Annotated in this window: 18 protein-coding genes; 13 read left to right on the top strand and 5 right to left on the bottom strand. The window is 62.4% G+C overall.

All coding sequences use genetic code 11. The features are described 5' to 3' along the window. Positions 1-139 precede the first annotated feature (139 nt). Together betB and betI are read right to left on the bottom strand one after the other, a co-directional pair. The gene (gene betB, locus AWT76_RS04280; protein WP_072245217.1) at positions 140-1585 is read right to left on the bottom strand and encodes a betaine-aldehyde dehydrogenase; all 1446 of its coding nucleotides are present in this window, start codon (positions 1583-1585) and stop codon (positions 140-142) included. After that, positions 1582-2151: a choline-binding transcriptional repressor BetI gene (gene betI / locus AWT76_RS04275; protein ID WP_072245215.1), complete on the bottom strand. Its 570-nt coding sequence runs from the start codon at positions 2149-2151 to the stop codon at positions 1582-1584. The genes betB and betI overlap by 4 nt, the downstream gene beginning before the upstream one ends. A gap of 116 nt (positions 2152-2267) precedes the next feature. Between betI and choX the strand changes: the two genes are divergently transcribed. The 5 genes from choX (at position 2268) to AWT76_RS04250 (ending at position 6888) form a co-directional block, all read left to right on the top strand. Further along, positions 2268-3188: a choline ABC transporter substrate-binding protein gene (gene choX / locus AWT76_RS04270; RefSeq protein ID WP_072245213.1), complete on the top strand. Its 921-nt coding sequence runs from the start codon at positions 2268-2270 to the stop codon at positions 3186-3188. Between the two features lie 55 nt (positions 3189-3243). Next, the gene (choW, locus tag AWT76_RS04265) at positions 3244-4095 is read left to right on the top strand and encodes a choline ABC transporter permease subunit (protein ID WP_072245211.1); all 852 of its coding nucleotides are present in this window, start codon (positions 3244-3246) and stop codon (positions 4093-4095) included. Further along, positions 4092-5144 carry a choline ABC transporter ATP-binding protein gene (choV, locus tag AWT76_RS04260; protein WP_072245210.1) on the top strand — a complete coding sequence of 351 codons (1053 nt, stop codon included), beginning with the start codon at positions 4092-4094 and terminating at the stop codon, positions 5142-5144. The genes choW and choV overlap by 4 nt, the downstream gene beginning before the upstream one ends. Before the next feature lie 84 nt (positions 5145-5228). After that, positions 5229-6224, top strand: a complete 996-nt coding sequence (hemB, locus tag AWT76_RS04255; RefSeq protein WP_072245208.1) for a porphobilinogen synthase — start codon at positions 5229-5231, stop codon at positions 6222-6224. A gap of 100 nt (positions 6225-6324) precedes the next feature. Further along, positions 6325-6888, top strand: a complete 564-nt coding sequence (locus AWT76_RS04250; protein WP_072245206.1) for a lipid-binding SYLF domain-containing protein — start codon at positions 6325-6327, stop codon at positions 6886-6888. Between the two features lie 38 nt (positions 6889-6926). Here AWT76_RS04250 and fabD read toward each other — a convergent pair whose 3' ends face one another. Beyond that, the gene (fabD, locus tag AWT76_RS04245) at positions 6927-7856 is read right to left on the bottom strand and encodes an ACP S-malonyltransferase (RefSeq protein ID WP_072245204.1); all 930 of its coding nucleotides are present in this window, start codon (positions 7854-7856) and stop codon (positions 6927-6929) included. A gap of 127 nt (positions 7857-7983) precedes the next feature. Here fabD and aptA point away from each other — a divergent pair, with 127 nt between their 5' ends. The 4 genes from aptA to AWT76_RS04225 all read left to right on the top strand — a co-directional run bounded on the left by aptA (position 7984) and on the right by AWT76_RS04225 (position 11134). Next, positions 7984-9303 (top strand): omega-aminotransferase AptA, encoded by a 1320-nt coding sequence (gene aptA / locus AWT76_RS04240; RefSeq protein WP_072247431.1) that lies wholly within the window; start codon positions 7984-7986, stop codon positions 9301-9303. Beyond that, a complete protein-coding gene (locus tag AWT76_RS04235) occupies positions 9296-9763 on the top strand; it encodes a YbaK/EbsC family protein (RefSeq protein WP_072245202.1) in 468 nt (155 codons plus the stop codon). Before aptA ends, AWT76_RS04235 begins: the two co-directional genes overlap by 8 nt. Beyond that, positions 9760-10194 carry an RDD family protein gene (locus AWT76_RS04230; protein WP_072245200.1) on the top strand — a complete coding sequence of 145 codons (435 nt, stop codon included), beginning with the start codon at positions 9760-9762 and terminating at the stop codon, positions 10192-10194. Before AWT76_RS04235 ends, AWT76_RS04230 begins: the two co-directional genes overlap by 4 nt. Positions 10195-10276: 82 nt before the next feature. After that, the gene (locus AWT76_RS04225; protein ID WP_072245198.1) at positions 10277-11134 is read left to right on the top strand and encodes an arginyltransferase; all 858 of its coding nucleotides are present in this window, start codon (positions 10277-10279) and stop codon (positions 11132-11134) included. Positions 11135-11140: 6 nt separating this feature from the next. On the opposite strand, the gene AWT76_RS04220 is transcribed toward AWT76_RS04225, so the two are convergent. Beyond that, the gene (locus AWT76_RS04220) at positions 11141-11749 is read right to left on the bottom strand and encodes a CDP-alcohol phosphatidyltransferase family protein (RefSeq protein WP_072245196.1); all 609 of its coding nucleotides are present in this window, start codon (positions 11747-11749) and stop codon (positions 11141-11143) included. A gap of 156 nt (positions 11750-11905) precedes the next feature. Between AWT76_RS04220 and AWT76_RS04215 the strand changes: the two genes are divergently transcribed. Genes AWT76_RS04215 through AWT76_RS04205 form a run of 3 tightly spaced genes read left to right on the top strand, consistent with a single transcriptional unit; the run spans position 11906 to position 15401 of the window. Further along, positions 11906-13117 (top strand): ABC transporter substrate-binding protein, encoded by a 1212-nt coding sequence (locus tag AWT76_RS04215; protein WP_072245194.1) that lies wholly within the window; start codon positions 11906-11908, stop codon positions 13115-13117. Continuing rightward, positions 13114-14775 carry an ABC transporter permease gene (locus AWT76_RS04210; RefSeq protein WP_072245192.1) on the top strand — a complete coding sequence of 554 codons (1662 nt, stop codon included), beginning with the start codon at positions 13114-13116 and terminating at the stop codon, positions 14773-14775. Before AWT76_RS04215 ends, AWT76_RS04210 begins: the two co-directional genes overlap by 4 nt. Continuing rightward, a complete protein-coding gene (locus AWT76_RS04205; RefSeq protein WP_072245190.1) occupies positions 14772-15401 on the top strand; it encodes an ATP-binding cassette domain-containing protein in 630 nt (209 codons plus the stop codon). Before AWT76_RS04210 ends, AWT76_RS04205 begins: the two co-directional genes overlap by 4 nt. Here AWT76_RS04205 and AWT76_RS04200 read toward each other — a convergent pair. Then, the gene (locus tag AWT76_RS04200) at positions 15370-17544 is read right to left on the bottom strand and encodes an ATP-binding protein (RefSeq protein ID WP_176699335.1); all 2175 of its coding nucleotides are present in this window, start codon (positions 17542-17544) and stop codon (positions 15370-15372) included. The genes AWT76_RS04205 and AWT76_RS04200 overlap by 32 nt on opposite strands. Positions 17545-17812: 268 nt before the next feature. Between AWT76_RS04200 and carB the strand changes: the two genes are divergently transcribed. After that, positions 17813-21157, top strand: coding sequence for a carbamoyl-phosphate synthase large subunit (gene carB / locus AWT76_RS04195; RefSeq protein ID WP_072245187.1), 3345 nt, complete (start codon positions 17813-17815; stop codon positions 21155-21157). Positions 21158-21160 lie beyond the last annotated feature (3 nt).

Raw genomic sequence — 21160 nt, 5'->3', positions numbered from 1 at the left:
GACCTGCCCCTGAACCGCCTCTCAGCAAAATAACGACACCTGCCGCCCCATACCGACGCCGGGGCAAAACGCCCGCCGACAGGCGGGCCAGCGTCAAATCTCTTCGCGCCGCAAGGCGCGGCAATTTGGTTGAAACCGCTCAATAGGGCGCATCGACATCCCCCATTCCAAGGTAGACGGACTTCACCCGCGTGTAATGCTCCAGCGCCGCATGGCCATTCTCACGCCCGACGCCGCTGGCCTTGACCCCGCCGAAGGGCATTTCCACCGGCGTCAGGTTATAGGCGTTGATCCAGCAGGTGCCCGCCTGCAACCGCCCCACCACCCGGTGCGCGCGGGTCAGGTCGCGCGTGAACACCCCTGCCGCCAGCCCGTATTCCGTGGCATTGGCGCGGACGATCACCTCATCCTCGTCGTCGAAGGCCAGCACCGACATCACCGGGCCGAAAATCTCTTCGCGGGCAATGGTCATCTCGTCGGTCACATCGGCGAAGACGGTCGGTTCCACGAACCAGCCGCCCGCCGATTTGCCGCCGCAAACCAGCCGCGCGCCTTGGGCCACGCCGCGCGCGATATAGCCCATCACCCGCTCTGCCTGCGCGGCACTGACCAGCGGCCCCATCTGCGTGGCCTCGTCCAGCGGATCGCCCAGGACAATGCGCTTTGTGCGCGCGACCAGACGCTCCAGAAACGGCTCCAGCACCGCGCGGGCCACGAACACCCGCGTGCCATTGGTGCAGATCTGCCCCGAGGAATAGAAATTCCCCAGCATCGCCGCGCCCACAGCATTGTCAAGATCGGCATCCTCGAACACGATCAGGGGCGATTTGCCGCCCAGCTCCATGGTGACTGCGCGAATGCCCTCGGCAGCTTGCGCATAGACCTTGCGCCCCGTTGGCACCGACCCGGTCAGCGAAACCTTGGCCACGCGGCTGTCGCTCACCAGTGCTGCGCCCACATCGCCCGCGCCTTGCACCACGTTGAACAGGCCTGCGGGCAGGCCCGCTTCGGTCAATATCTCGGCCAGCGCCAAAGCCGACAGTGGCGTCACCTCGGACGGTTTGAACACCAGCGCATTGCCAAAGGCCAAAGCGGGCGCGGCTTTCCACGCGGCAATCTGGATCGGGTAGTTCCATGCCCCGATTCCTGCGCAGACCCCCAAGGGTTCGCGCAAAGTATAGGCCATGTCGCGCCCAAGCGGGATGGTCTGGCCAGTGGCGGTCGGCGCGAAGCCCGCGAAATATTCCAGTGCATCCGCGCCAGAGGCGGCATCGGCCACCAGCGTTTCTTGCAGTGGCTTGCCCGTGTCCAGCGTTTCCAATTCGGACAATTCGCGGTTGCGCGCGCGCATGATCTGCGCGGCGCGGTGCAGGATGCGCCCGCGCTCCACGGGCGGGCGCGCGGCCCAGTCGGTCTGCGCATCTGCCGCCGCCGCCAAAGCTTGTTCAACAATCGCGGGCGTGGCCGAATGCAGTTGCGCAATCACCTCGCCCGTGGCGGGGTAATGGCTGTGAAACAGCTTGCCCGCGTCATCTTCAACATAGCCACCGCCAATGAAATGGCTGGCCTTGGGTTGTGCTTTCATGGGTGCCCCCCGTCTATTGCGGCGTCCAGCCAGACCTGCACCTGTTCGCAGACGCGGGTGCTGTCCGGCTCTCCGGTGCCAAGGGCCTCGAACAGATAGGCCCCGTCGATCATAGCCGCTGCGCCATCGGCCAAGACGCCCGCGCGCGGACCCACAAGCGGGCGAAGCGCGTCGCGCAGGTTCGACCGCAGCCGCGCTTGATAAATGCGCAGCAGCCGCGCGGCATCATCCTGACGCTGCGCCAGAACGTAGAAATTCAGCCATGCCGCGACCACCTCGCGCCGAAAATTACTGCCGGTGAAGGACACGCGCACCAGCGCGCGCAGCCGGTCGCGCGGCGTGTCACAGGCAACCAGCGCGCCGCGAATTTCAGCGCCATAGACTGACAGCACATGGCGCATGGCGGCCAGAAACATCGCTTCTTTCGACCCGAAATAATGGTGTGCCAGCGCCGAAGACATGCCCGCGCGCTTGGCAATTCGGCTAACGGTCACATCCAAAGACCCCGCTTGCCCGATCTCGACAATAGCGGCTTTGATAAGCGCATCGCGCCTGATAGGTTCCATTCCAACCTTCGGCATGGCAGCCCTGCACCTTTTTGCAACATTTTGGTTGCAGGTTTGCTATCCGATTGTTTATTGATTGGTCAATCAAGAAAAAACGCAACATGGGAGATATATCAATGACCCTTCGTATGACGACACTTGCCGCCGCCGTTTTTGCCGCGGGGCCAGCCTTTGCCGAGTGCAACTCTGTCACGTTTTCCGATGTGGGCTGGACCGATATTACCGCCACCACCGCCGTCGCCACCACGCTGCTGGACGCTTTGGGCTACAACACCAACACGCTGGTTCTGTCGGTGCCGGTGACTTATACATCCATGGCCAATGGCGATGTCGATGTATTCCTTGGCAACTGGATGCCCACGATGGAAGCCGACATTGCCCCCTATCGTGAGGCCGGCACTGTCGAGACCCTGCGCCGCAACCTGGCGGGCGCGAAATACACGCTGGCCACCAATGCAGCAGGTGCTGCGCTGGGCATCACCGATTTCGCCAGCATCGCCGCGCAGTCGGACGCGCTGGATGGCAAGATTTACGGTATCGAGCCGGGCAATGACGGCAACCGCCTGATCCTTGACATGATCGCGGCAGACGCCTTCGGGCTGTCGGGCTTCGAAGTGGTCGAAAGCTCTGAACAAGGGATGCTGAGCCAAGTCGCCCGCGCCGACCGCCGGGATGAACCGGTTGTGTTCCTGGGGTGGGAGCCGCACCCGATGAACGCCGCCTACGACATGACATATCTGGCCGGGGGCGATGATTGGTTCGGCCCCAACTTCGGCGGGGCAGAGGTGTACACCAACACCCGCGCGGGCTTTGCACAGGAATGCCCCAATATCGGCGCGTTCCTGAACAATCTGGAATTTTCGCTGGCCATGGAAAACGAGATCATGGGCGCGATCCTGAATGACGGCACCATGCCCGAAGCCGCCGCCAGCGCGTGGCTGTCGGCCAACACCGGCGCTATCGGCCCATGGCTGGACGGTGTGACCACCGCCGATGGCGGTGACGCCATGGACGCCGTCATGGCCGCGCTGAACTGATCCCTTCGCGCCCCGGCCTTTGGTCCGGGGCGTTTTTTCAAACAAGGGGCACCGCATGGCCGACGCATTCACCCAACCCATTATTGACGCCAAGATCCCGGTGGGCCGCGTGGTCGCCATGGGGTTCGAATGGCTGCAAGACACATTCATCACCGCGTTCGACGCGCTGGAACTGACCTTGCGCAGCATGATCGGCGGCTTGGAAACCGCGCTGATCGAACCGCATCCGTTCATCGTGATCGCGGCCTTTGGGGCCGTGACATGGCTGTTGCAGCGCAAATGGGTGTCGGTTCTGGTCGTGGTGCTATGCGCGGTATTCGCGTTGAACCAAGGCTATTGGGATTTGACCATGCAAACGCTGACGCTGGTTCTGGCGTCTTGCGTCGTGTGCATGGGGGTGGGTGTGCCCTTGGGCATTTACGCCGCGCATCATCCGAAATTCTACCGCGCCTTGACGCCTGTTCTGGACCTGATGCAAACGCTGCCGGTATTCGTCTACCTTATCCCGGTGCTGGTGCTGTTCGGGCTGGGCATGGTGCCGGGGTTGGTGGCGACCGTCATTTTCGCCATGCCCGCCGCAATCCGGCTGACGGAACTTGGCATCCGCTCGACCCCGCGCGCGCTGTCAGAGGCCGCGACCGCCTTTGGCGCGACCACGGCACAACGCATTTTCAAGGTGGAACTGCCCTTCGCCTTTCCGCAGATCATGGCAGGGCTGAACCAGACGATCATGCTGTCGCTGTCGATGGTCGTGATCGCGGGGCTGGTGGGCGCGCCGGGTTTGGGCGTGTCGATCGTGCGCGCACTGAACACGGTGAACGCGGCGCTGGGGTTTGAAGCAGGTGCGGTGATCGTGGCCGTCGCCATCATGCTGGACCGCATGTTGCGGGTGGAGGCGGTGCGATGACTGATCCTGCCGTTCGGTTTCAGAATGTCTCTATCGTGTTTGGCTCGAACCCCTACAAGGCGATCCCGCTGATGGAAACCGGCCAAAGCCGCGACGCCATCAAGGAAAAAACGGGCCAGGTTCTGGGCGTGCATGATTGCTCCCTCGATGTGGCGCCGGGAGAGATTGTTGTCCTGATGGGCTTGTCGGGGTCCGGCAAATCCACGCTGTTGCGCGCGGTCAACGGGCTGAACCCCATCGTGCAGGGCGATGTGCTGGTCCATGATGGCGACGGGCTGGTCAGTGTGCCAAATGCAAACCGCGCCACGCTACGCCGATTGCGCACGCAGACGGTCGCAATGGTGTTCCAGCAATTCGGGCTGCTGCCATGGCGCTCTGTGCGGGAAAATGTCGGGCTGGGGCTGGAACTGGCGGGCATGGGCAAACGCGCCCGGCACGAGAAGATCGACACGCAGCTAGAGCTTGTCGGCCTGACGCAATGGGCAGACCAACCTGTCAGCGCGCTGTCAGGGGGTATGCAGCAACGTGTCGGGCTGGCCCGCGCCTTTGCCACCGATGCGCCGGTTTTGCTGATGGACGAGCCCTTCTCGGCGCTGGACCCGCTGATCCGCGCGCGGCTGCAAGATGAATTGCTGGAACTGCAAGATCGGCTGAAACGCACAATCATCTTTGTCAGCCACGATCTGGACGAGGCGTTCAAGCTGGGCAACCGCATTGCCATTCTGGAAGGTGGGCGGATGATCCAATGCGGCACGCCCGCGCAGATCTTCCAAAGCCCGGCGAACCAGTATGTGGCCGATTTCGTTGCCAATATGAACCCGCTTGGCGTGCTGCGCGCACGCGACGCGTTGGTCCATGCAAGTGCCTTGGGCACGCCGACGCGCAGCGTTCCGGCCGATATGCCCATCCGCGAGGTCATGGCGCAATTCGACGGCCAACACGACATGCTTGCCGTGTCGGACGGGGACGCAACATTGGGCCGGGTCACGCGGGCATCTGTCTTGTCGGCGCTGTCGGCCACGCGCGGGGTCATCGCGGACCGGGGATAACCGGCACTGGGCGGCGCGGCATCTTCCCTTTCCGGCCCGCGCGTGGCACCAAAGGGCGCAGACCCGCACCGAAGGACCGCATAGATGCACACGCCCGCCCCCTACCCTGCCGCCCGCATGCGCCGCCTGCGCCGCACCCGCGCCCTGCGCGAGATGGTGCAAGAAAACGGGCTGACGGCGGGCGACCTGATCTGGCCGGTTTTCATTCGCGATGGCGAGGGGATAGAGGAACCGATCCCATCTCTGCCGGGGGTGAACCGCCTGTCGCTGGACCGCCTGCTGCCCGCCGCCGAGCGGGCACTGACCCTTGGTATTCCGGCGATTTGCCTGTTTCCCTATACTGCGCAAGAGCTGCGCACCGAAGATTGCGCCGAAGCGTGGAACCCAGAAAACCTGACCAATCGCGCAATCCGCATGCTGAAGGCCGAATTGCCGGACCTGATGGTCATGACCGATATCGCGCTGGACCCGTATAACGCCAACGGCCATGACGGGTTCGTTGTGGATGGGTGCATCCTGAACGATGAAACCGTCGATGCGCTGGTCAAGATGGGGCTGGCGCAGGCCGAAGCGGGGGCCGATATCCTTGGCCCCTCCGACATGATGGATGGCCGCATCGGCGCGCTGCGCACCGCGATGGAGGCCGCAGGGCACCGCGATGTGGCGATCCTGTCCTACGCTGCCAAATTCGCCAGCGGGTTTTACGGGCCATTCCGCGACGCGGTCGGCGCAGGCGCGCGGTTGGTGGGCGACAAGGCAACCTACCAGATCAACCCTGCCAACCGCGAAGAGGCCTTGGCCTGCGTCGCCCGCGATCTGGCCGAAGGGGCAGATATGGTCATGGTCAAACCGGGCATGCCGTATCTGGACATTTGCCGCGCGGTGAAGGACCGCTTCGCGCGCCCGACCTTCGCCTATCAGGTCTCTGGCGAATATGCGATGCTGATGGCGGCGGCGCAGAATGGCTGGCTGGATGGCGACAAGGTCATGCTGGAAAGCCTGCTGGCCTTCAAACGCGCGGGCTGTGACGGGATTTTGACCTATTTCGCCCCGCGTGTCGCCGAATCCTTGCGCAAGTAATCGCTGCGCCGTGCCAAGCAAGCGTGACAAGCCGCGCGGTTCGCGCTATTTTTGGCCACAAGGTCGCAGCATAGCGGCACATCTCATCAGAGGCAGAGCAATGACACAGATTAGCAGACGAGCCTTCACGCTCGCGGGGTTGGCGGGTATCGGATCGGGTTTGGCGGCCTGCGGCAACCCGATTGGCGGCGAAGGTGCGGCGCGGCTTGATGCGCGCGTCGATGCGGCACGCGACTACCTGCGCAACAATTACCCCGGCTTGGAAGAACTGTTCGATAAATCGCGCGGTATCCTGTATATCCCCGTCGTTACCGAAGCGGGGCTGTTCGTCGGCGGCTCTTATGGGCGCGGGGCGCTGCGCATTGACGATGCAAGCGTGGATTACTACCAAGCCACGCGCGCCAGCTTGGGGCTGCAAATCGGCGCACAGCAATACGCACATGCGCTGTTTTTCATGACCGAACAGGCGCTGTCGGATTTTCGGTATTCCGAAGGCTGGGCCGCAAGTGCCGACCTGCGCTACGCCACGCCAACGCGGGGTGGATCGCTTGGGGCCGAAACCACGACTCAATTCGCCCCTGTGATTGCAGTCGTGTTCGGTCAGTCCGGTATCTTGGCCGGTGCATCGCTGGCAGGCGTCAAGTACGCTCGCATCATCCCGTGAGGCATCTGCGCCCCGGCCATCGCGCCGGGGCGTCTTGTTTACCCTGCCAGTGCGGCCACGTCTTCCGGTGTGCCAAAATTGCGGGTCTCGGACCCTTTGGCAATACGCTTGACCATACCCGACAGCGCCTTGCCTGCGCCGATCTCCCAGAACTCTGTCACACCTTGATCGGCCATCCACGCCACCGACTCGCGCCAGCGCACAGAGCCTGTGACCTGTTCGATCAACAGCGCGCGGATCGTGTCGGGGTCGCTGACCGCTTCAGCCCGAACATTGGCGACCAGCGGCACGGCGGGCGCGTTCAGTGTGACATTGGCCAAGGCCTCTGCCATGGCATCGGCGGCGGGTTGCATCAGCGCGCAATGGAAGGGTGCAGAGACCGGCAACAACATGGCCCGCCGCGCGCCGCGCGCCTTAGCAATGTCGACCGCGCGCTCCACGGCCGCCTTGTGGCCTGACACCACCACTTGCGCAGGATCGTTATCATTTGCGGCTTGGCAGACTTGGCCTTGCGCGGCCTCTGACGCAACCTCGGACGCGGCGGCGAAATCCAGCCCCAGCAGCGCCGCCATCGCCCCCTCGCCCACGGGCACCGCCTGTTGCATCGCCCGGCCCCGGATGCGCAGCAGCTTCGCCGCGTCAGATACCGACAGCGCCCCGGCCGCAGCCAGCGCGGAATATTCACCCAACGAATGCCCGGCCACGAACGCGGCATCGGTGATCGCCACGCCCTCTGCCTGCATCGCGCGCAGGGCTGCGAGCGATGTCGCCATCAGCGCCGGTTGCGCATTCGCGGTCAGGGTCAGATCAGCGATATCGCCATCCCAGATCAGCGCCGACAGCGCCTCTCCCAAAGCGTCGTCCACTTCCTGAAACACGGCCTTCGCCGCCGGGTAGCTGTCGGCCAGTGCGCGGCCCATGCCGATGGTTTGCGCCCCTTGACCGGGGAATAGGAATGCGCGGCTCATATCAATCTCCAACCCTTGTGTGCGCTATGGGAATGCCCCAAACCGCCGCCCGGTTCAAGCGCTGCGCGGGCTTGCGCGGGGGCGCTGGTGTGGTAGCGTCCTGACAACCCTTTACTCGGAGCTTGCCATGCTTGACCGCCCCACCCCCAATGACCTGCGCGCCTTCTGGATGCCGTTCACCGCGAACCGCCAATTCAAATCGGCCCCGCGCATGTTGGTGGCCGCAAGCGGGATGCATTACACCACCTCTGACGGGCGGCAGATTCTGGATGGCACGGCAGGGCTGTGGTGCTGCAACGCGGGCCATGCGCGCCCGCTGATTACCGAAGCGATCCAGAAACAGGTGACGGAGCTGGATTACGCCCCCGCCTTCCAGATGGGCCACCCCAAGGCGTTTGAGCTGGCCAACCGGCTGGTGGACATGGCCCCCGACGGCATGGACCACGCGTTTTTCACCAATTCCGGGTCGGAAAGCGTGGAAACCGCGCTGAAAATCGCCATCGCCTATCATCGTGCGCTTGGCAATGGCACCCGCACCCGCCTTATCGGGCGCGAACGGGGCTATCACGGGGTGAATTTCGGCGGCATTTCAGTGGGCGGCATTGTCAACAACCGCCGCCATTTCGGGGCCATGCTGGCAGGCGTTGACCATCTGCCCCATACCCATCTGCCGGAAAACCAGTGGTCGCGCGGCCAGCCCGAGCATGGCGCGTATCTGGCCGATGATCTGGAACGCATGGTGGCATTGCACGGCGCCGACACGATCGCGGCGGTGATCGTGGAACCCGTGGCCGGGTCCACCGGAGTTCTGATCCCGCCCAAGGGCTATTTGCAGCGCCTGCGCGAGATCACGCGCAAGCATGGCATTTTGCTGATCTTTGACGAGGTTATCACCGGTTTCGGCCGCCTTGGCAGCCCCTTTGCCGCGCAGCATTTCGACGTGATGCCCGATATGATTACCTGCGCAAAGGGCCTGACCAACGGTGTGATCCCGATGGGCGCGGTGCTGACCACGGCAGATATTCACGACGCATTCATGCAAGGGCCGGAAAACCTGATCGAACTGTTCCACGGCTATACCTATTCCGGCAGCCCGATTGCCTCTGCCGCCGGGCTTGCCACGTTGGAGACCTACAAGCAGGACGACCTGTTCGCCCGCGCGCATGACCTTGCCCGCTATTGGGAGGACGCGGTGCATTCGCTGAAAGGGCACCGCCATGTCATCGACACCCGCAACATGGGGCTGATCGGCGCGGTGGAACTGGAACCGATTGCGGGCGCGCCCACCAAGCGGGCCTTCAACGCCTTTCTGCAAGCCTATGAAAAAGGCATCCTGATCCGCACCACGGGCGACATCATCGCCTTGTCGCCGCCGCTGATTATCGAAAAATCGCATATCGACCAGTTGATCGGCACGCTGGCAGAGGTGTTGGACACCCTTGAGTAAATCCGTCGCCCGCGTGGCCCGCGCGTTGCACGACGCGGGCCTTGCCAACACCATTTCCGAACCCGGAGAGGCGCGCACCGCCGAACTGGCCGCCCAAGCCTGCGGCTGTGCGCTGGACCAGATCGTGAAGTCGATCCTGTTTGCAGGGCAATCCAGCGGCGCGCTGTATCTGTTCCTGACCGCAGGCGGCAACCGTATCTGCGCCACCAAGGCCAGCGCGCTCGCGGGCGAGGCTTTGGGCCGCGCCGATGCGGCACAGGTGCGCGCGACCACAGGCTTTGCCATTGGTGGCGTGGCCCCCATCGGCCACCTGACCGCACCCAGAACATGGGCCGATCCGCGTTTGCTGGAATTCGACATTGTCTTTGCAGCCGCCGGAACGCCACGCCATGTCTTTTCAATCTGCCCGCGCGTTCTTATTTCTGTCGCCACTGCCACCGTTGCGGATTTCACAGAATGACCTTGCCCGACCCGGCGCTACAGCCCGAATTCTACACTGACGTGCCCCTTAAACGCGCTGGGGCATGGGCCATTGACCTTGTGGTCACCTTGGCGCTGACCTTGGTGGGGCTTGTGCTGACCCTGTTCATCAGCGCGTTTTTCCTGCCGTTGTTGTTTGCCGCCGTCTCGATCGCTTATCGCACGATCATGCTGGCGCGCTACGGCGCAACCGTGGGCATGATGGTCATGGCGCTGAAATGGCGCCACCTGAACGGGCGCACGCCCGATGCCACCACCGCGCTGATCTATAGCAGCACCTATGCCGTGATGTGGACGGTCTTTCCCCTTCAGATTGTTTCCATAGCGTTGATATTGCTGACCCAATACCGCCAAGGGTTGCACGATCACCTTCTATCAACCACAATGTTGCATAATATTGCCCCTGAATAATGCGGGCTGGTCTTGTTTGCAGGCTTGGCGAAAGGTCAACTGCTTGCTAACCTTTCACCGAAATCCATAGGCTGAGCCGTCCATGCGTCATTCCCTGCCGACAGTTCCCCAGTTTTATGTGACAGCTCCGCAACCCTGCCCCTATTTGCCAGGCCGGATGGAACGCAAGCTGTTCACCGCCTTGCAGGGCGACCATGCAGAGGCCATGAATGACAAGCTGTCGCAACAGGGGTTCCGTCGGTCGCAGAACGTGCTGTATCGCCCGTCCTGTGCGGATTGCGCAGCGTGCCTGTCGGCGCGCATCCGGGTGGCAGATTTTACGCCAACACGGTCGCAGCGCCGCGTGCTGAAGCGCAATGCGCATTTGAAACGCGATGTGACCAGCGCTTGGGCGACCGAAGACCAATATGCCCTGTTCCGCCGCTATCTGGACCGCCGCCATACCTTTGGCGGCATGGCGGATATGGACGTGTTCGAATATTCCGCCATGGTCGAGGAAACCCCGGTGCGCACGCGCGTTCTGGAATACCGCGACGCGGCGACCGGCCCGAACGGGCCGCTTGTCGCCGCCTGCCTGAGCGATGTGCTGGATGACGGGTTGAGCTTGGTTTATTCCTTTTTTGACCCGGATATGGCGGACCAGTCGCTGGGCAGTTTCATGATCCTTGACCAGATCGACCTTGCGCGCCGGGTTGGGTTGCCCTTTGTGTATCTGGGGTATTGGGTGCCCGGCAGCCCAAAGATGGACTACAAAGCGCGGTTTTCCGCGCTCGAAATCTATCACATGGGCAAGTGGCAAGACCTGGACGACCCGGCGCGGTTTTCTGGCGCGACACATCCGCTTTCCGTGCAACCGATTGCCGAACAGGTGGCGCAACTGTCCCTGCCGACCGACATGGGCGGGCCGGTCAACGTGCCGCCGCGCAAGGGCAAACTGTAACGCGCCCTAGCGTTCAAACACCCGCGCGGCGAGCAAAATGCGCGACAATGCCGTCACGCCGCACAGCGCGGCAAAGCCATAGGCCATGGCGGCAAACCAACCGGGCCAAAGACATAGCGCCACGAAAAAGGCGATTGTCTCTGCCCCTTCCAGCAATCCGCCGGTAAAATACAGCGATTTCACGCCATGGGCGTCGCTGCGCATCTTCTTCTTCTCGGCCAAGATCGCGTAGCCAAGAAACGATGCGCCGTTAATGTAGAAACTGGCCAAAAGCACCGCGCCGGCCACGCCATTGCTGGCCGGGTCATGCAGGACAAAGGCCAGCGGGATTGCCGCGTAGAACACGAAATCGCAGGTGATATCCAGATAGCCGCCGAAATCCGTCACCCCTTGCGCACGCGCGACCGCACCATCCAGACCATCTGCCACGCGTGAGGCAAGGATCAGCGCCACCGCCAGCAGGAAATGCCCGGCGACAATGGCCCCCCCCGCCGCCAGCCCAAAGGCCAGCCCGATCAGCGTGACCATATTCGCGGTCAACCCCGACCGGGCTATCTGCCCGCCGATCATGTTCAGCGGCGGGTCAATATAGGGGCGCAGATGTCGGTCCAACATGGGGGCGGCCTTTTGCAGATGCTCGTTTGTGTTACCGTATACGCGACAGGCAAGGCTGATGTTTCACGGTAAAGTGTCGCAAGCTGAAACTTACTGTAACCTTTGGCCGTCCCGTAGCGTAAATGCACATAAGAGGAAAACAGGAAGGACCATTTCATGCGATTTTTGACCTGCGCCGCGGCGTGCGCACTGGCCTTGGCCCAGCCCATCAATGCCCAAAGCCTGGACTTGGCCGATTGGCCCGCCGTTCTGGAACAGGCCCAAGGGCAGACGGTCTATTGGCACGCATGGGGCGGTGATCCGCGGATCAATGCCTTTATCGAACAGGTGGGTGCCGAGCTAAGCGCGCGGCACGGTGTGATCTTGGAACATGTGCGCCTTGCCGACACAGCCGATGCCGTGACCCGTGTTGTGTCCGAACGCGCCGCAGGGCGCGATACGGGCGGCGCGGTCGATGTGATCTGGATCAACGGGGCGAATTTCGCATCCATGAAGGAGCAAGGCCTGCTGTTTGGCCCATTCGCCTATGACCTGCCCAATTGGTCGCTGGTCGATACCGACGCCAACCCCGCGATCGAGATCGACTTTACCCTGCCGGTCGAAGGCTATGGCAGCCCATGGGCCATGTTCCAGATGGTGTTCGAATATGACAGCGCCACGGTCCCGGAACCGCCGCGTTCGCTAGACACATTGCGCGCATGGATTGCCGAGAATCCCGGCCGTTTCACCTATCCGCAGCCACCCGATTTCTTGGGCACGTCATTCCTGAAGCAAGCCCTTTATGGCGTGCTGGATGACCCGTCTGTGCTGCTTGGCCCGACCGATGCGGTGGAGTACGACACCGTCACCGCGCCGCTTTGGGCCTTCCTTGATGAGATTACACCCAACCTATGGCGGGCGGGCCGCGCCTACCCGGCAAATGAACCCGCGCTGGGGCAGTTGCTGGCCGATGGAGAGGTTGATATCGGTTTCAGCTTCAACCCCGGCAGGGCCTCTGCGGCGATTGCCGATGGCGAATTGCCCGACACGATCCGCACCATGGTCTTTGACGAAGGCACGCTGGCCAATTCGTCCTACTTGTCCATTCCTTACAACGCGGCCAACCAAGCGGGCGCGCTGGTGCTGGCCAACCTGATCCTTGACCCGGAAATACAGGCACTGGCCCAAGACCCGGCCGTGCTGGGCTTCCAAACCGTGCTGGGCATGGACCGGCTGGAAGCCGAGGGCCGCGCCCGGTTCGATGCGCTGGATCTGGGCATCGCCACGCTTGCGCCCGATGAAATGGGCACCGGCCTGCTGGAACCCCATCCAAGCTGGATGACCCGCATCGCCGCCGACTGGACCGAACGGTACGGCACCGCTGAATGATCCGTATCGCACCGCGATTGGTGGTCGCCCTGATGGCGCTGCCGGTCGCGGCAGGGCTGGCAGGTGCAATGCTGCCGGCCTTCGGCTATTTCCCGGCACTGGGCGGCATGGCGTTCAGCCTTGACCCTTGGCGCGACCTGCTGGCATGGCCGGGCCTTGCGAAGGCGGTGCGGCTGTCGCTGGTCACCGGGCTTGGCGCGACCCTTCTGTCGCTGGCCATAACGCTGCTGATTGTCGCGGCATGGCAAGGCACGCGCAGCTTTCGCGTGGTCACCAGCCTGCTGGCCCCGCTTCTGTCGCTGCCCCATGCGGCGGCGGCCTTTGGGCTGGCCTTTCTGATCGCGCCCTCGGGCTGGATCGCGCGCGCGGTGTCGCCATGGGCCACCGGGTGGGACCGCCCGCCAGACCTGTTGATCGTGCATGACCAAGCAGGGCTGGCCCTGATTGCCGGGCTGGTGATAAAAGAAGTGCCTTTCCTGATGCTGATGACACTGGCCGCCTTGGGCCAGTCTGATAGCACCCGCCGCATGGCCGCGGCGCGCAGCCTGGGCTATGGGCGCGTGACCGGCTGGGCCAAAACCGTTCTGCCAAGTGTCTACCGCCAGATCCGCCTGCCAGTTTTTGCCGTGCTGGCCTATTCCATGTCGGTTGTGGATGTGGCCCTTATCCTTGGGCCGACACGCCCGGCCACGCTTGCCGTTCAAGTGCTGGACTGGATGACCGCGCCCGACCTGTCCTTGCGCTTCACGGCCAGCGCAGGCGCGGTGCTGCAACTGCTGCTGGTTCTGGGCGCACTGGCTGCGTGGATCTTGTCCGAACGCCTTGTCGCAGCGCGCGGACGGGTCTGGGCCGCACATGGCGCGCGCGGTGTCGGCTGGGACCGGCCATTGCGCGGCCTTGTCATGGTGCCGATGCTGATGATCGGGCTAGGCGTGGGCCTTGGGCTGGCCGGGCTGGCGCTGTGGTCGCTCGCGGGGTTGTGGCGCTTCCCGGACCTGCTGCCACAAAGCTACGGCTTGCGCGTCTGGGCTGACCAATCCGCCCAGCTTTGGCGGTTGAGCGGCACAACCACAGCGTTGGCCGGCCTTTCGGCCATGATCGCGCTGGCGCTAACAATTGCCACCTTGCAGGCCGGGCCAGCGCGCACCGTAGGCATTATTTACCTGCCGCTTCTGGTGCCGCAGATCGCGTTTTTGCCCGGACTGTCGGCACTGGGATTGTGGCTTGGGCTTGATGGCACCACGGGCGCGGTGCTGCTGGTGCATCTGGTTTTCGTGCTGCCCTATGTCATGCTGTCACTGTCTGACCCGTGGCAGGCTTGGGACAGCCGAGCGGGGCTTGCGGCGGCCACGCTCGGCGCAGCGCCGTGGCGGGTGCTGCTGGCCGTGCGCCTACCCATGCTGATGCGCGCGCTATGTATCGCCTTTGCGGTGGGCTTTGCCACATCGGTGGCGCAATACTTGCCAAGCTTGCTGATTGGCGCAGGGCGGGTCAACACGCTGACAACAGAAGCGGTGGCGCTGGCCGCGTCGGGCAATCGGCGGCTGATCGGAGTTTGGGCCATGATGCAGATGGCACTGCCGCTGGCGGTCTTTGCGCTGGCGCTGGTGGTGCCCGCGCTGATCGCACGCCGCAGACGAGGGCTAAAGGTGACATGAGTCTGAAACTGGACCAATTGCGCATTGCGCAGGATGGGCGGCTGATGGTCGCGCTGGATATCTCTGTCGCGGCAGGGCAGGTGCTGACCATCATGGGGCCATCCGGCTGCGGCAAATCCACGGCACTGGCTGCGATTGTGGGCGCATTGCCGCCCGCATTCCGCATGTCGGGGCGGATATTTCTGAACGGACAGGATGTGACCGCACAGCCCATACATGCACGCCGCATGGGGCTGTTGTTTCAGGACGATGTGTTATTTCCCCATCTGTCGGTTGCAGGCAATCTGGGCTTTGGCGTGCCGCGTGGTCTTCGTGACCGGGCCGCGCGCATAGAGGCCGCGCTGGATGCAGCCGGTCTGAGCGGTATGGGCGCGCGCGATCCTGCAACGCTTTCGGGCGGACAAAAAGCACGGGTTGCGTTGATGCGGACCTTGCTAAGCGCACCGCAGGCCTTGCTTCTGGACGAGCCATTCTCGAAGCTTGATGCCGGGCTGCGCGCGCAGATCCGCGACTTCACCTTTGCACAGGCCCGCGCACTGCCCGTCATTCTGGTCACGCATGATATGGAGGATGCCCGCGCCGCAGGCGGCCCAATCATTTCCGTGACGGGAGAGCAGCTTGGCTGACCGGATTGTCGGCGAAGAAATCAAGCAGGGTGTGATGCAGCCGCTCCAGCTTAAGAGGCTTGGTCAAGCATGCATCAAAGCCTGCTTGCAGGTAGCTTTCGACCTGATGTGACATTGCATTCGCGGTGAACGCGAAGGCCGGGGTCTGGGCCAACCCGGCGCGTTTTTCATCACGGCGAATGGTGTTCAGCACCGTCACCCCATCCATGCCCGGCATGGAAATGTCCAGGATCATCAGGTCAAACCGTTCTGCGCGCGATTTTTGCAACGCATCCAGCCCGTCATTGGCCAATGTGACCCGCGCACCCAGTTGCCCCAACATAATGCTGAGGATCATCTGATTGGTGCGATTGTCATCAGCGGCCAGAATCGACAATTCGGGCAGGCTGCGGGATGTATCGACATTGGCGACCGACAGCGCCCGCGCCTGCACATCGACCGGTGCCAGCGGAATGGGCAACGTGACCGATATTGTCGTGCCAACATCTGGGGCAGTTTTCGTCTGGATGGTGCCGCCCATCAGGTCCACAAGGTTGCGCACGATGGACATGCCCAGCCCCGTGCCCCCAAAGCGGCGCGAAATGGTGCTGTCGGCCTGCGCAAACGGGTCGAACATGCGCGCATGTTGCGCTTCGGTCATGCCAATCCCGGTGTCTTCAACCGTCACGATGACAGAATGCTCATCCGGCGCGTTGATATCGACAAGGACGTGACCATACTCGGTGAATTTGATCGCGTTAGAGATCATGTTGTGCAGGATCTGGGTCAGGCGTTGCGGGTCGCCCAACCGGTCCTGCCCCAAGGGATCGTTGATCTTTACTGCAAAGGACAAGCGCTTCTCGGACGCTCGCAGCGTGTGCACCTCTTCGGTGCGCCGGGCCAGATCGGTCAGCGAAAACGGCGTGGAATCCAGTTCCAGCGCATCCGCCTCGATCTTCGACATGTCGAGAAGATCGTTGATGATGCCCATCAGCAACCCGCCGCTGTCGCGCAGGATATCCAGCATCCGCATTTGTGCGGGATCGCTCGTCATCTCTTCCAGAATGTCGGAAATGCCAAGAATACCGTTCAGCGGCGTGCGGATTTCATGGCTCATCTTGGCGAGGAAATTGGACTTTGCGATATTGGCGCGATGCGCCTCTTGCAATGCGGTTTCGCGGGCCTGCTCGGCCTTTACCAAGCCGGTAACGTCGGTCACGGAATAGACCACCGACGCAACCTCGACCCCGCCGCGCGAAATTGGGGCTGCGTTGATGGATGCGTAGCGCACCCCGTCCGGGCAATGCAGCGCGATACGGTGGTTTTGCACCATTGCCCCGGTGCGCTTAACAATGCTGAACGGCTCTCGCTCATCCGGCACCGCCCGGCCTTTGATATCGGTGATCCGCCACTGCGGCGCGTTGTATTTCTGCCCGATCATCTCGTCGACGCTCACGCCCAGAACGCGTTCCGCCTCGTCATTGGCATAAACGATCTCGCCGGTCTCTGACAGCACGACAAAGCCGGCGGCGTTGGTGCTGACAATACCTTTCAGGAAGGCACGCTCGCGCGCCAGTTCTTCTTCCGCGCGACGCATTTCGATTGTTGTCTTGCGCCGCATCAGAACCGAGCGCACGACATCCGCGAAGGACCGAAGCAGATAAATCTCGCCGGGCAGAAATTTGCCCACGTTGTTCACGCTGTCGAACCCGACGAAACCGACAAGGTCCTCTTCGTCGATCATCGGCACAATCAGCAGCGACCGTATCCCCTGCTGAGACAAGAATTCGTATTTTTCCGAATCCGGCGGCAGCTCGTCGATATCGGGCAGGTGGAATGCCCTGCCAGAGCTGATCGGTTCCAGCATCCATTCGAACGCTTCGACCGGCAAATCCTGCAACTGCGCGATCATCGGCTCGGTTTGGTCGCTGCACCATTCGTGGGTGTTGCTGCCGCGGTCCCCTTGAATCATGAAGACATAGGCACGGTCACGGCCCGTGAAGGTGCCAAGCTGCGCCAAGCCATCCTGCACTGCGCCATCCACATGCTCGACAGACGCAGACAAAAGGCGATTGATCAGCGTGACCACAAGCGCCTGTATTTCGGTTAGCCGTTGTTCGTTGCCACGATCCGGCATCGTCATTTCCTGCTTTGGGTCAGACACGGACAACCCCCGCCATCGGCGCCGGATAAAATCGGCATCTTCCATGGTAAACGACTTTCTCGAAATAGTCTTCGCCTTGATATGCTCTCGCGTTGGTAGACTATCGAGCGTTAATTTTCAATTTAAACACGCAAGGTCCAAAGTCACATTACCCAAGCCGCCGACCGTGTGCAAATAGGGTTGCGTTGGCACGACCATGGCCTATAACCCGCCCCAATTTGCGCGGCCCTTGGCGGGGCGCGCGTCTGCGCGTGCAAGGGGGTCAGCCATGCCGAAAAGAACCGACATCCAATCCATCATGATTATCGGGGCCGGGCCCATCGTGATCGGGCAGGCATGCGAGTTCGACTATTCCGGCGCGCAAGCCTGCAAGGCGCTACGCGAGGAAGGGTATCGGGTCATTCTGGTCAATTCGAACCCTGCGACCATCATGACCGATCCGGGGCTGGCGGATGCCACCTATATCGAACCCATCACGCCAGAGATTGTCGCCAAGATTATCGAAAAAGAACGCCCCGACGCGCTGCTGCCCACGATGGGCGGGCAAACCGGGCTGAACACCTCGCTGGCGCTGGCCGATATGGGTGTATTGGAAAAGTTCGGGGTGGAACTGATCGGCGCGAATCGCGAAGCCATCGAAATGGCCGAAGACCGCAAGCTGTTCCGCGAGGCGATGGACCGTATCGGGCTGGAGAACCCGAAAGCCACGATCATTGCCGCGCCGAAGCTGGACAACGGCAAATACGACATCAATGCCGGTGTTGCCGCCGCCATAGAGGCTATCGAATATGTCGGCCTGCCCGCCATTATCCGCCCCGCTTTCACGCTGGGGGGCACGGGCGGCGGCGTGGCCTATAACCGCGACGATTACGAACGCATCTGCCGGTCGGGACTGGACGCATCGCCCGTGGCGCAAATTCTGGTCGATGAATCGCTGCTGGGCTGGAAAGAGTATGAGATGGAGGTCGTGCGCGACCGCGCCGACAACGCCATCATCGTCTGTTCCATCGAAAACGTGGACCCGATGGGCGTGCACACGGGCGATTCGATCACCGTGGCCCCTGCCCTGACGCTGACCGACAAGGAATACCAGATCATGCGCAACGGCTCTATCGCCGTGCTGCGTGAAATCGGTGTCGAGACCGGCGGGTCCAACGTGCAATGGGCGATCAACCCCGCCGATGGCCGCATGGTCGTGATCGAGATGAACCCGCGTGTGTCGCGTTCTTCGGCGCTGGCGTCGAAGGCGACGGGTTTCCCGATCGCCAAGATCGCCGCGAAACTGGCCATCGGCTACACGCTGGACGAATTGGACAACGATATCACGAAAGTGACACCTGCGTCGTTCGAACCGACCATAGATTATGTTGTCACCAAGATCCCAAGGTTCGCTTTTGAAAAGTTCGCAGGTTCCAAGCCCGAACTGACCACCGCTATGAAATCGGTGGGCGAAGCAATGGCGATTGGCCGGACCTTCCACGAATCCATGCAAAAAGCCTTGGCCAGCATGGAAACCGGCCTGACCGGCTTTGACGAGATCGCCATTCCCGGCGCCCCTGACCGCGCCGCGATCATCAAGGCCATCAGCAGCCAGACCCCGGACCGGTTGCGGCTGATTGCACAGGCTATGCGCGAAGGGCTGTCGAATGACGACATTCAGGCTGCGACATCCTTCGACCCGTGGTTCTTGGCGCGCATCCGCGAGATCATCGAAGCTGAAGCAGGCATCCGCAAGGCCGGCCTGCCCGTGACTGCCGAGGGGCTGCGCGAGGTGAAAATGCTGGGCTTCACCGATGCCCGCTTGGCCGCGCTGACCGGCCGTGACGAAGACCAAGTGCGCCGCGCGCGCCGCAATCTGGGCGTGAACGCGGTGTTCAAACGGATCGACACCTGCGCCGCCGAGTTCGAGGCGCAAACCCCCTACATGTATTCCACCTATGAAACCCCGGTCATGGGTGACGCCGAATGCGAGGCGCGCCCCTCGGACCGCAAAAAGGTGGTTATCTTGGGCGGCGGCCCGAACCGGATCGGCCAAGGGATAGAGTTCGACTATTGCTGCTGCCACGCCTGTTTTGCGCTGACCGATGTCGGCTATGAAACCATCATGATCAACTGCAACCCGGAAACCGTGTCGACCGATTACGACACATCGGACCGGCTGTATTTTGAGCCGCTGACGCTGGAGCATGTTCTGGAAATCCTGCGTGTCGAGCAGGAAAACGGCACGCTGCACGGGGTTATCGTGCAGTTTGGCGGGCAGACACCGCTGAAGCTGGCAAACGCGCTTCAGGATGAAGGCATTCCCATACTCGGCACCAGCCCCGATGCGATTGACTTGGCCGAGGACCGCGAAAGGTTTCAGGCGCTGCTGAACAAGTTGGGTTTGCGCCAGCCGGTCAATGGCATTGCCTCTAGCCCCGAACAGGCGTTCAATATCGCGCAACAGGTTGGCTACCCGTTGGTGATCCGCCCATCTTATGTTCTGGGCGGTCGCGCGATGGAGATCGTGCGCGACGACGCGCATCTGGAACGCTATATCCGCGATGCGGTGGTCGTGTCGGGCAAGAACCCGGTGCTGCTGGACAGCTACCTGATCGGCGCGGTCGAGGTGGATGTGGATGCACTGTGTGACGGCAAGAATGTGCATGTCGCGGGCATTATGCAGCATATTGAGGAAGCGGGCGTGCATTCGGGCGACTCCGCCTGCTCTTTGCCCCCCTATTCGCTGGATGCCGACACAATCGCAGAATTGCGCGTGCAGACCGAAGCCATGGCGCGCGGGCTGAACGTGGTCGGGCTGATGAATGTGCAATTCGCTATCAAGGATGGCGAAATCTATGTGCTGGAAGTGAACCCGCGCGCGTCGCGCACCGTGCCATTCGTGGCCAAGGCCACCGACAGCGCGATTGCGTCCATCGCTGCGCGGCTTATGGCGGGTGAACCCTTGTCGAACTTCCCGATGCGCGCGCCGATCAGCGCCGATGTCGCCCCCTCGGACCCGCTGCCAATGGGCGATCCGATGACGCTGGCGGACCCGCAAACGCCGTGGTTCTCGGTCAAGGAAGCGGTGTTGCCCTTCGCGCGGTTCCCCGGTGTCGACACGCTTCTGGGGCCGGAAATGCGCTCCACCGGCGAGGTGATGGGCTGGGCACGCCGCTTTGACCGCGCGTTCTACAAGGCCCAGCTTGGCGCAGGTGTGGACCTGCCAAGCGAAGGCCGCGTGTTCTTGTCGATCAAGGATTACGACAAGGGACCGATGATGCTAGAGGCCGCCAAGCTTCTGGTCGAGATGGGCTTTGTCATTGTCGCCACACGCGGCACCGCCGATTGGCTGGCCGCGCAGGATGTGCCCTGCGAATTGGTCAACAAGGTCTATGAGGGCCGTCCGAATATCGTGGACCTGCTGAAAAGCGGCGAAATTGCCATGGTGCTGAACACCACCGAAGGCGCACAGGCGATAGAGGACAGCCGCGAAATTCGCGCGGTGGCCCTTTATGACAAGATCCCCTATTACACCACGGCGGCAGGTAGCCATGCGGCGGTTCAGGCCATCCGCGCCATGCTGGAAGGCGATATCGGGGTGCGGGCGCTGCAACACGCGGCGGCGGAGTAATCC

Source organism: Roseibaca calidilacus, assembly GCF_001517585.1.
Taxonomy (GTDB): domain Bacteria; phylum Pseudomonadota; class Alphaproteobacteria; order Rhodobacterales; family Rhodobacteraceae; genus Roseinatronobacter; species Roseinatronobacter calidilacus.
This window is presented reverse-complemented; position numbering and strand designations above follow the sequence as displayed.

What these genes read in the sequence shown, in the direction of transcription:
- AWT76_RS04225 (WP_072245198.1), top strand. Translation starts at nt 10,277, where the DNA reads ATGCGTCATTCCCTGCCGACAGTTCCCCAGTTTTATGTGACAGCTCCG.
- choV (WP_072245210.1), top strand. Translation starts at nt 4,092, where the DNA reads ATGACTGATCCTGCCGTTCGGTTTCAGAATGTCTCTATCGTGTTTGGC.
- AWT76_RS04250 (WP_072245206.1), top strand. Translation starts at nt 6,325, where the DNA reads ATGACACAGATTAGCAGACGAGCCTTCACGCTCGCGGGGTTGGCGGGT.
- fabD (WP_072245204.1), bottom strand. Translation starts at nt 7,856, where the DNA reads ATGAGCCGCGCATTCCTATTCCCCGGTCAAGGGGCGCAAACCATCGGC.
- betB (WP_072245217.1), bottom strand. Translation starts at nt 1,585, where the DNA reads ATGAAAGCACAACCCAAGGCCAGCCATTTCATTGGCGGTGGCTATGTT.
- AWT76_RS04220 (WP_072245196.1), bottom strand. Translation starts at nt 11,749, where the DNA reads ATGTTGGACCGACATCTGCGCCCCTATATTGACCCGCCGCTGAACATG.
- choW (WP_072245211.1), top strand. Translation starts at nt 3,244, where the DNA reads ATGGCCGACGCATTCACCCAACCCATTATTGACGCCAAGATCCCGGTG.
- AWT76_RS04210 (WP_072245192.1), top strand. Translation starts at nt 13,114, where the DNA reads ATGATCCGTATCGCACCGCGATTGGTGGTCGCCCTGATGGCGCTGCCG.
- hemB (WP_072245208.1), top strand. Translation starts at nt 5,229, where the DNA reads ATGCACACGCCCGCCCCCTACCCTGCCGCCCGCATGCGCCGCCTGCGC.
- AWT76_RS04215 (WP_072245194.1), top strand. Translation starts at nt 11,906, where the DNA reads ATGCGATTTTTGACCTGCGCCGCGGCGTGCGCACTGGCCTTGGCCCAG.
- AWT76_RS04205 (WP_072245190.1), top strand. Translation starts at nt 14,772, where the DNA reads ATGAGTCTGAAACTGGACCAATTGCGCATTGCGCAGGATGGGCGGCTG.
- aptA (WP_072247431.1), top strand. Translation starts at nt 7,984, where the DNA reads ATGCTTGACCGCCCCACCCCCAATGACCTGCGCGCCTTCTGGATGCCG.
- AWT76_RS04230 (WP_072245200.1), top strand. Translation starts at nt 9,760, where the DNA reads ATGACCTTGCCCGACCCGGCGCTACAGCCCGAATTCTACACTGACGTG.
- choX (WP_072245213.1), top strand. Translation starts at nt 2,268, where the DNA reads ATGACCCTTCGTATGACGACACTTGCCGCCGCCGTTTTTGCCGCGGGG.
- betI (WP_072245215.1), bottom strand. Translation starts at nt 2,151, where the DNA reads ATGGAACCTATCAGGCGCGATGCGCTTATCAAAGCCGCTATTGTCGAG.
- carB (WP_072245187.1), top strand. Translation starts at nt 17,813, where the DNA reads ATGCCGAAAAGAACCGACATCCAATCCATCATGATTATCGGGGCCGGG.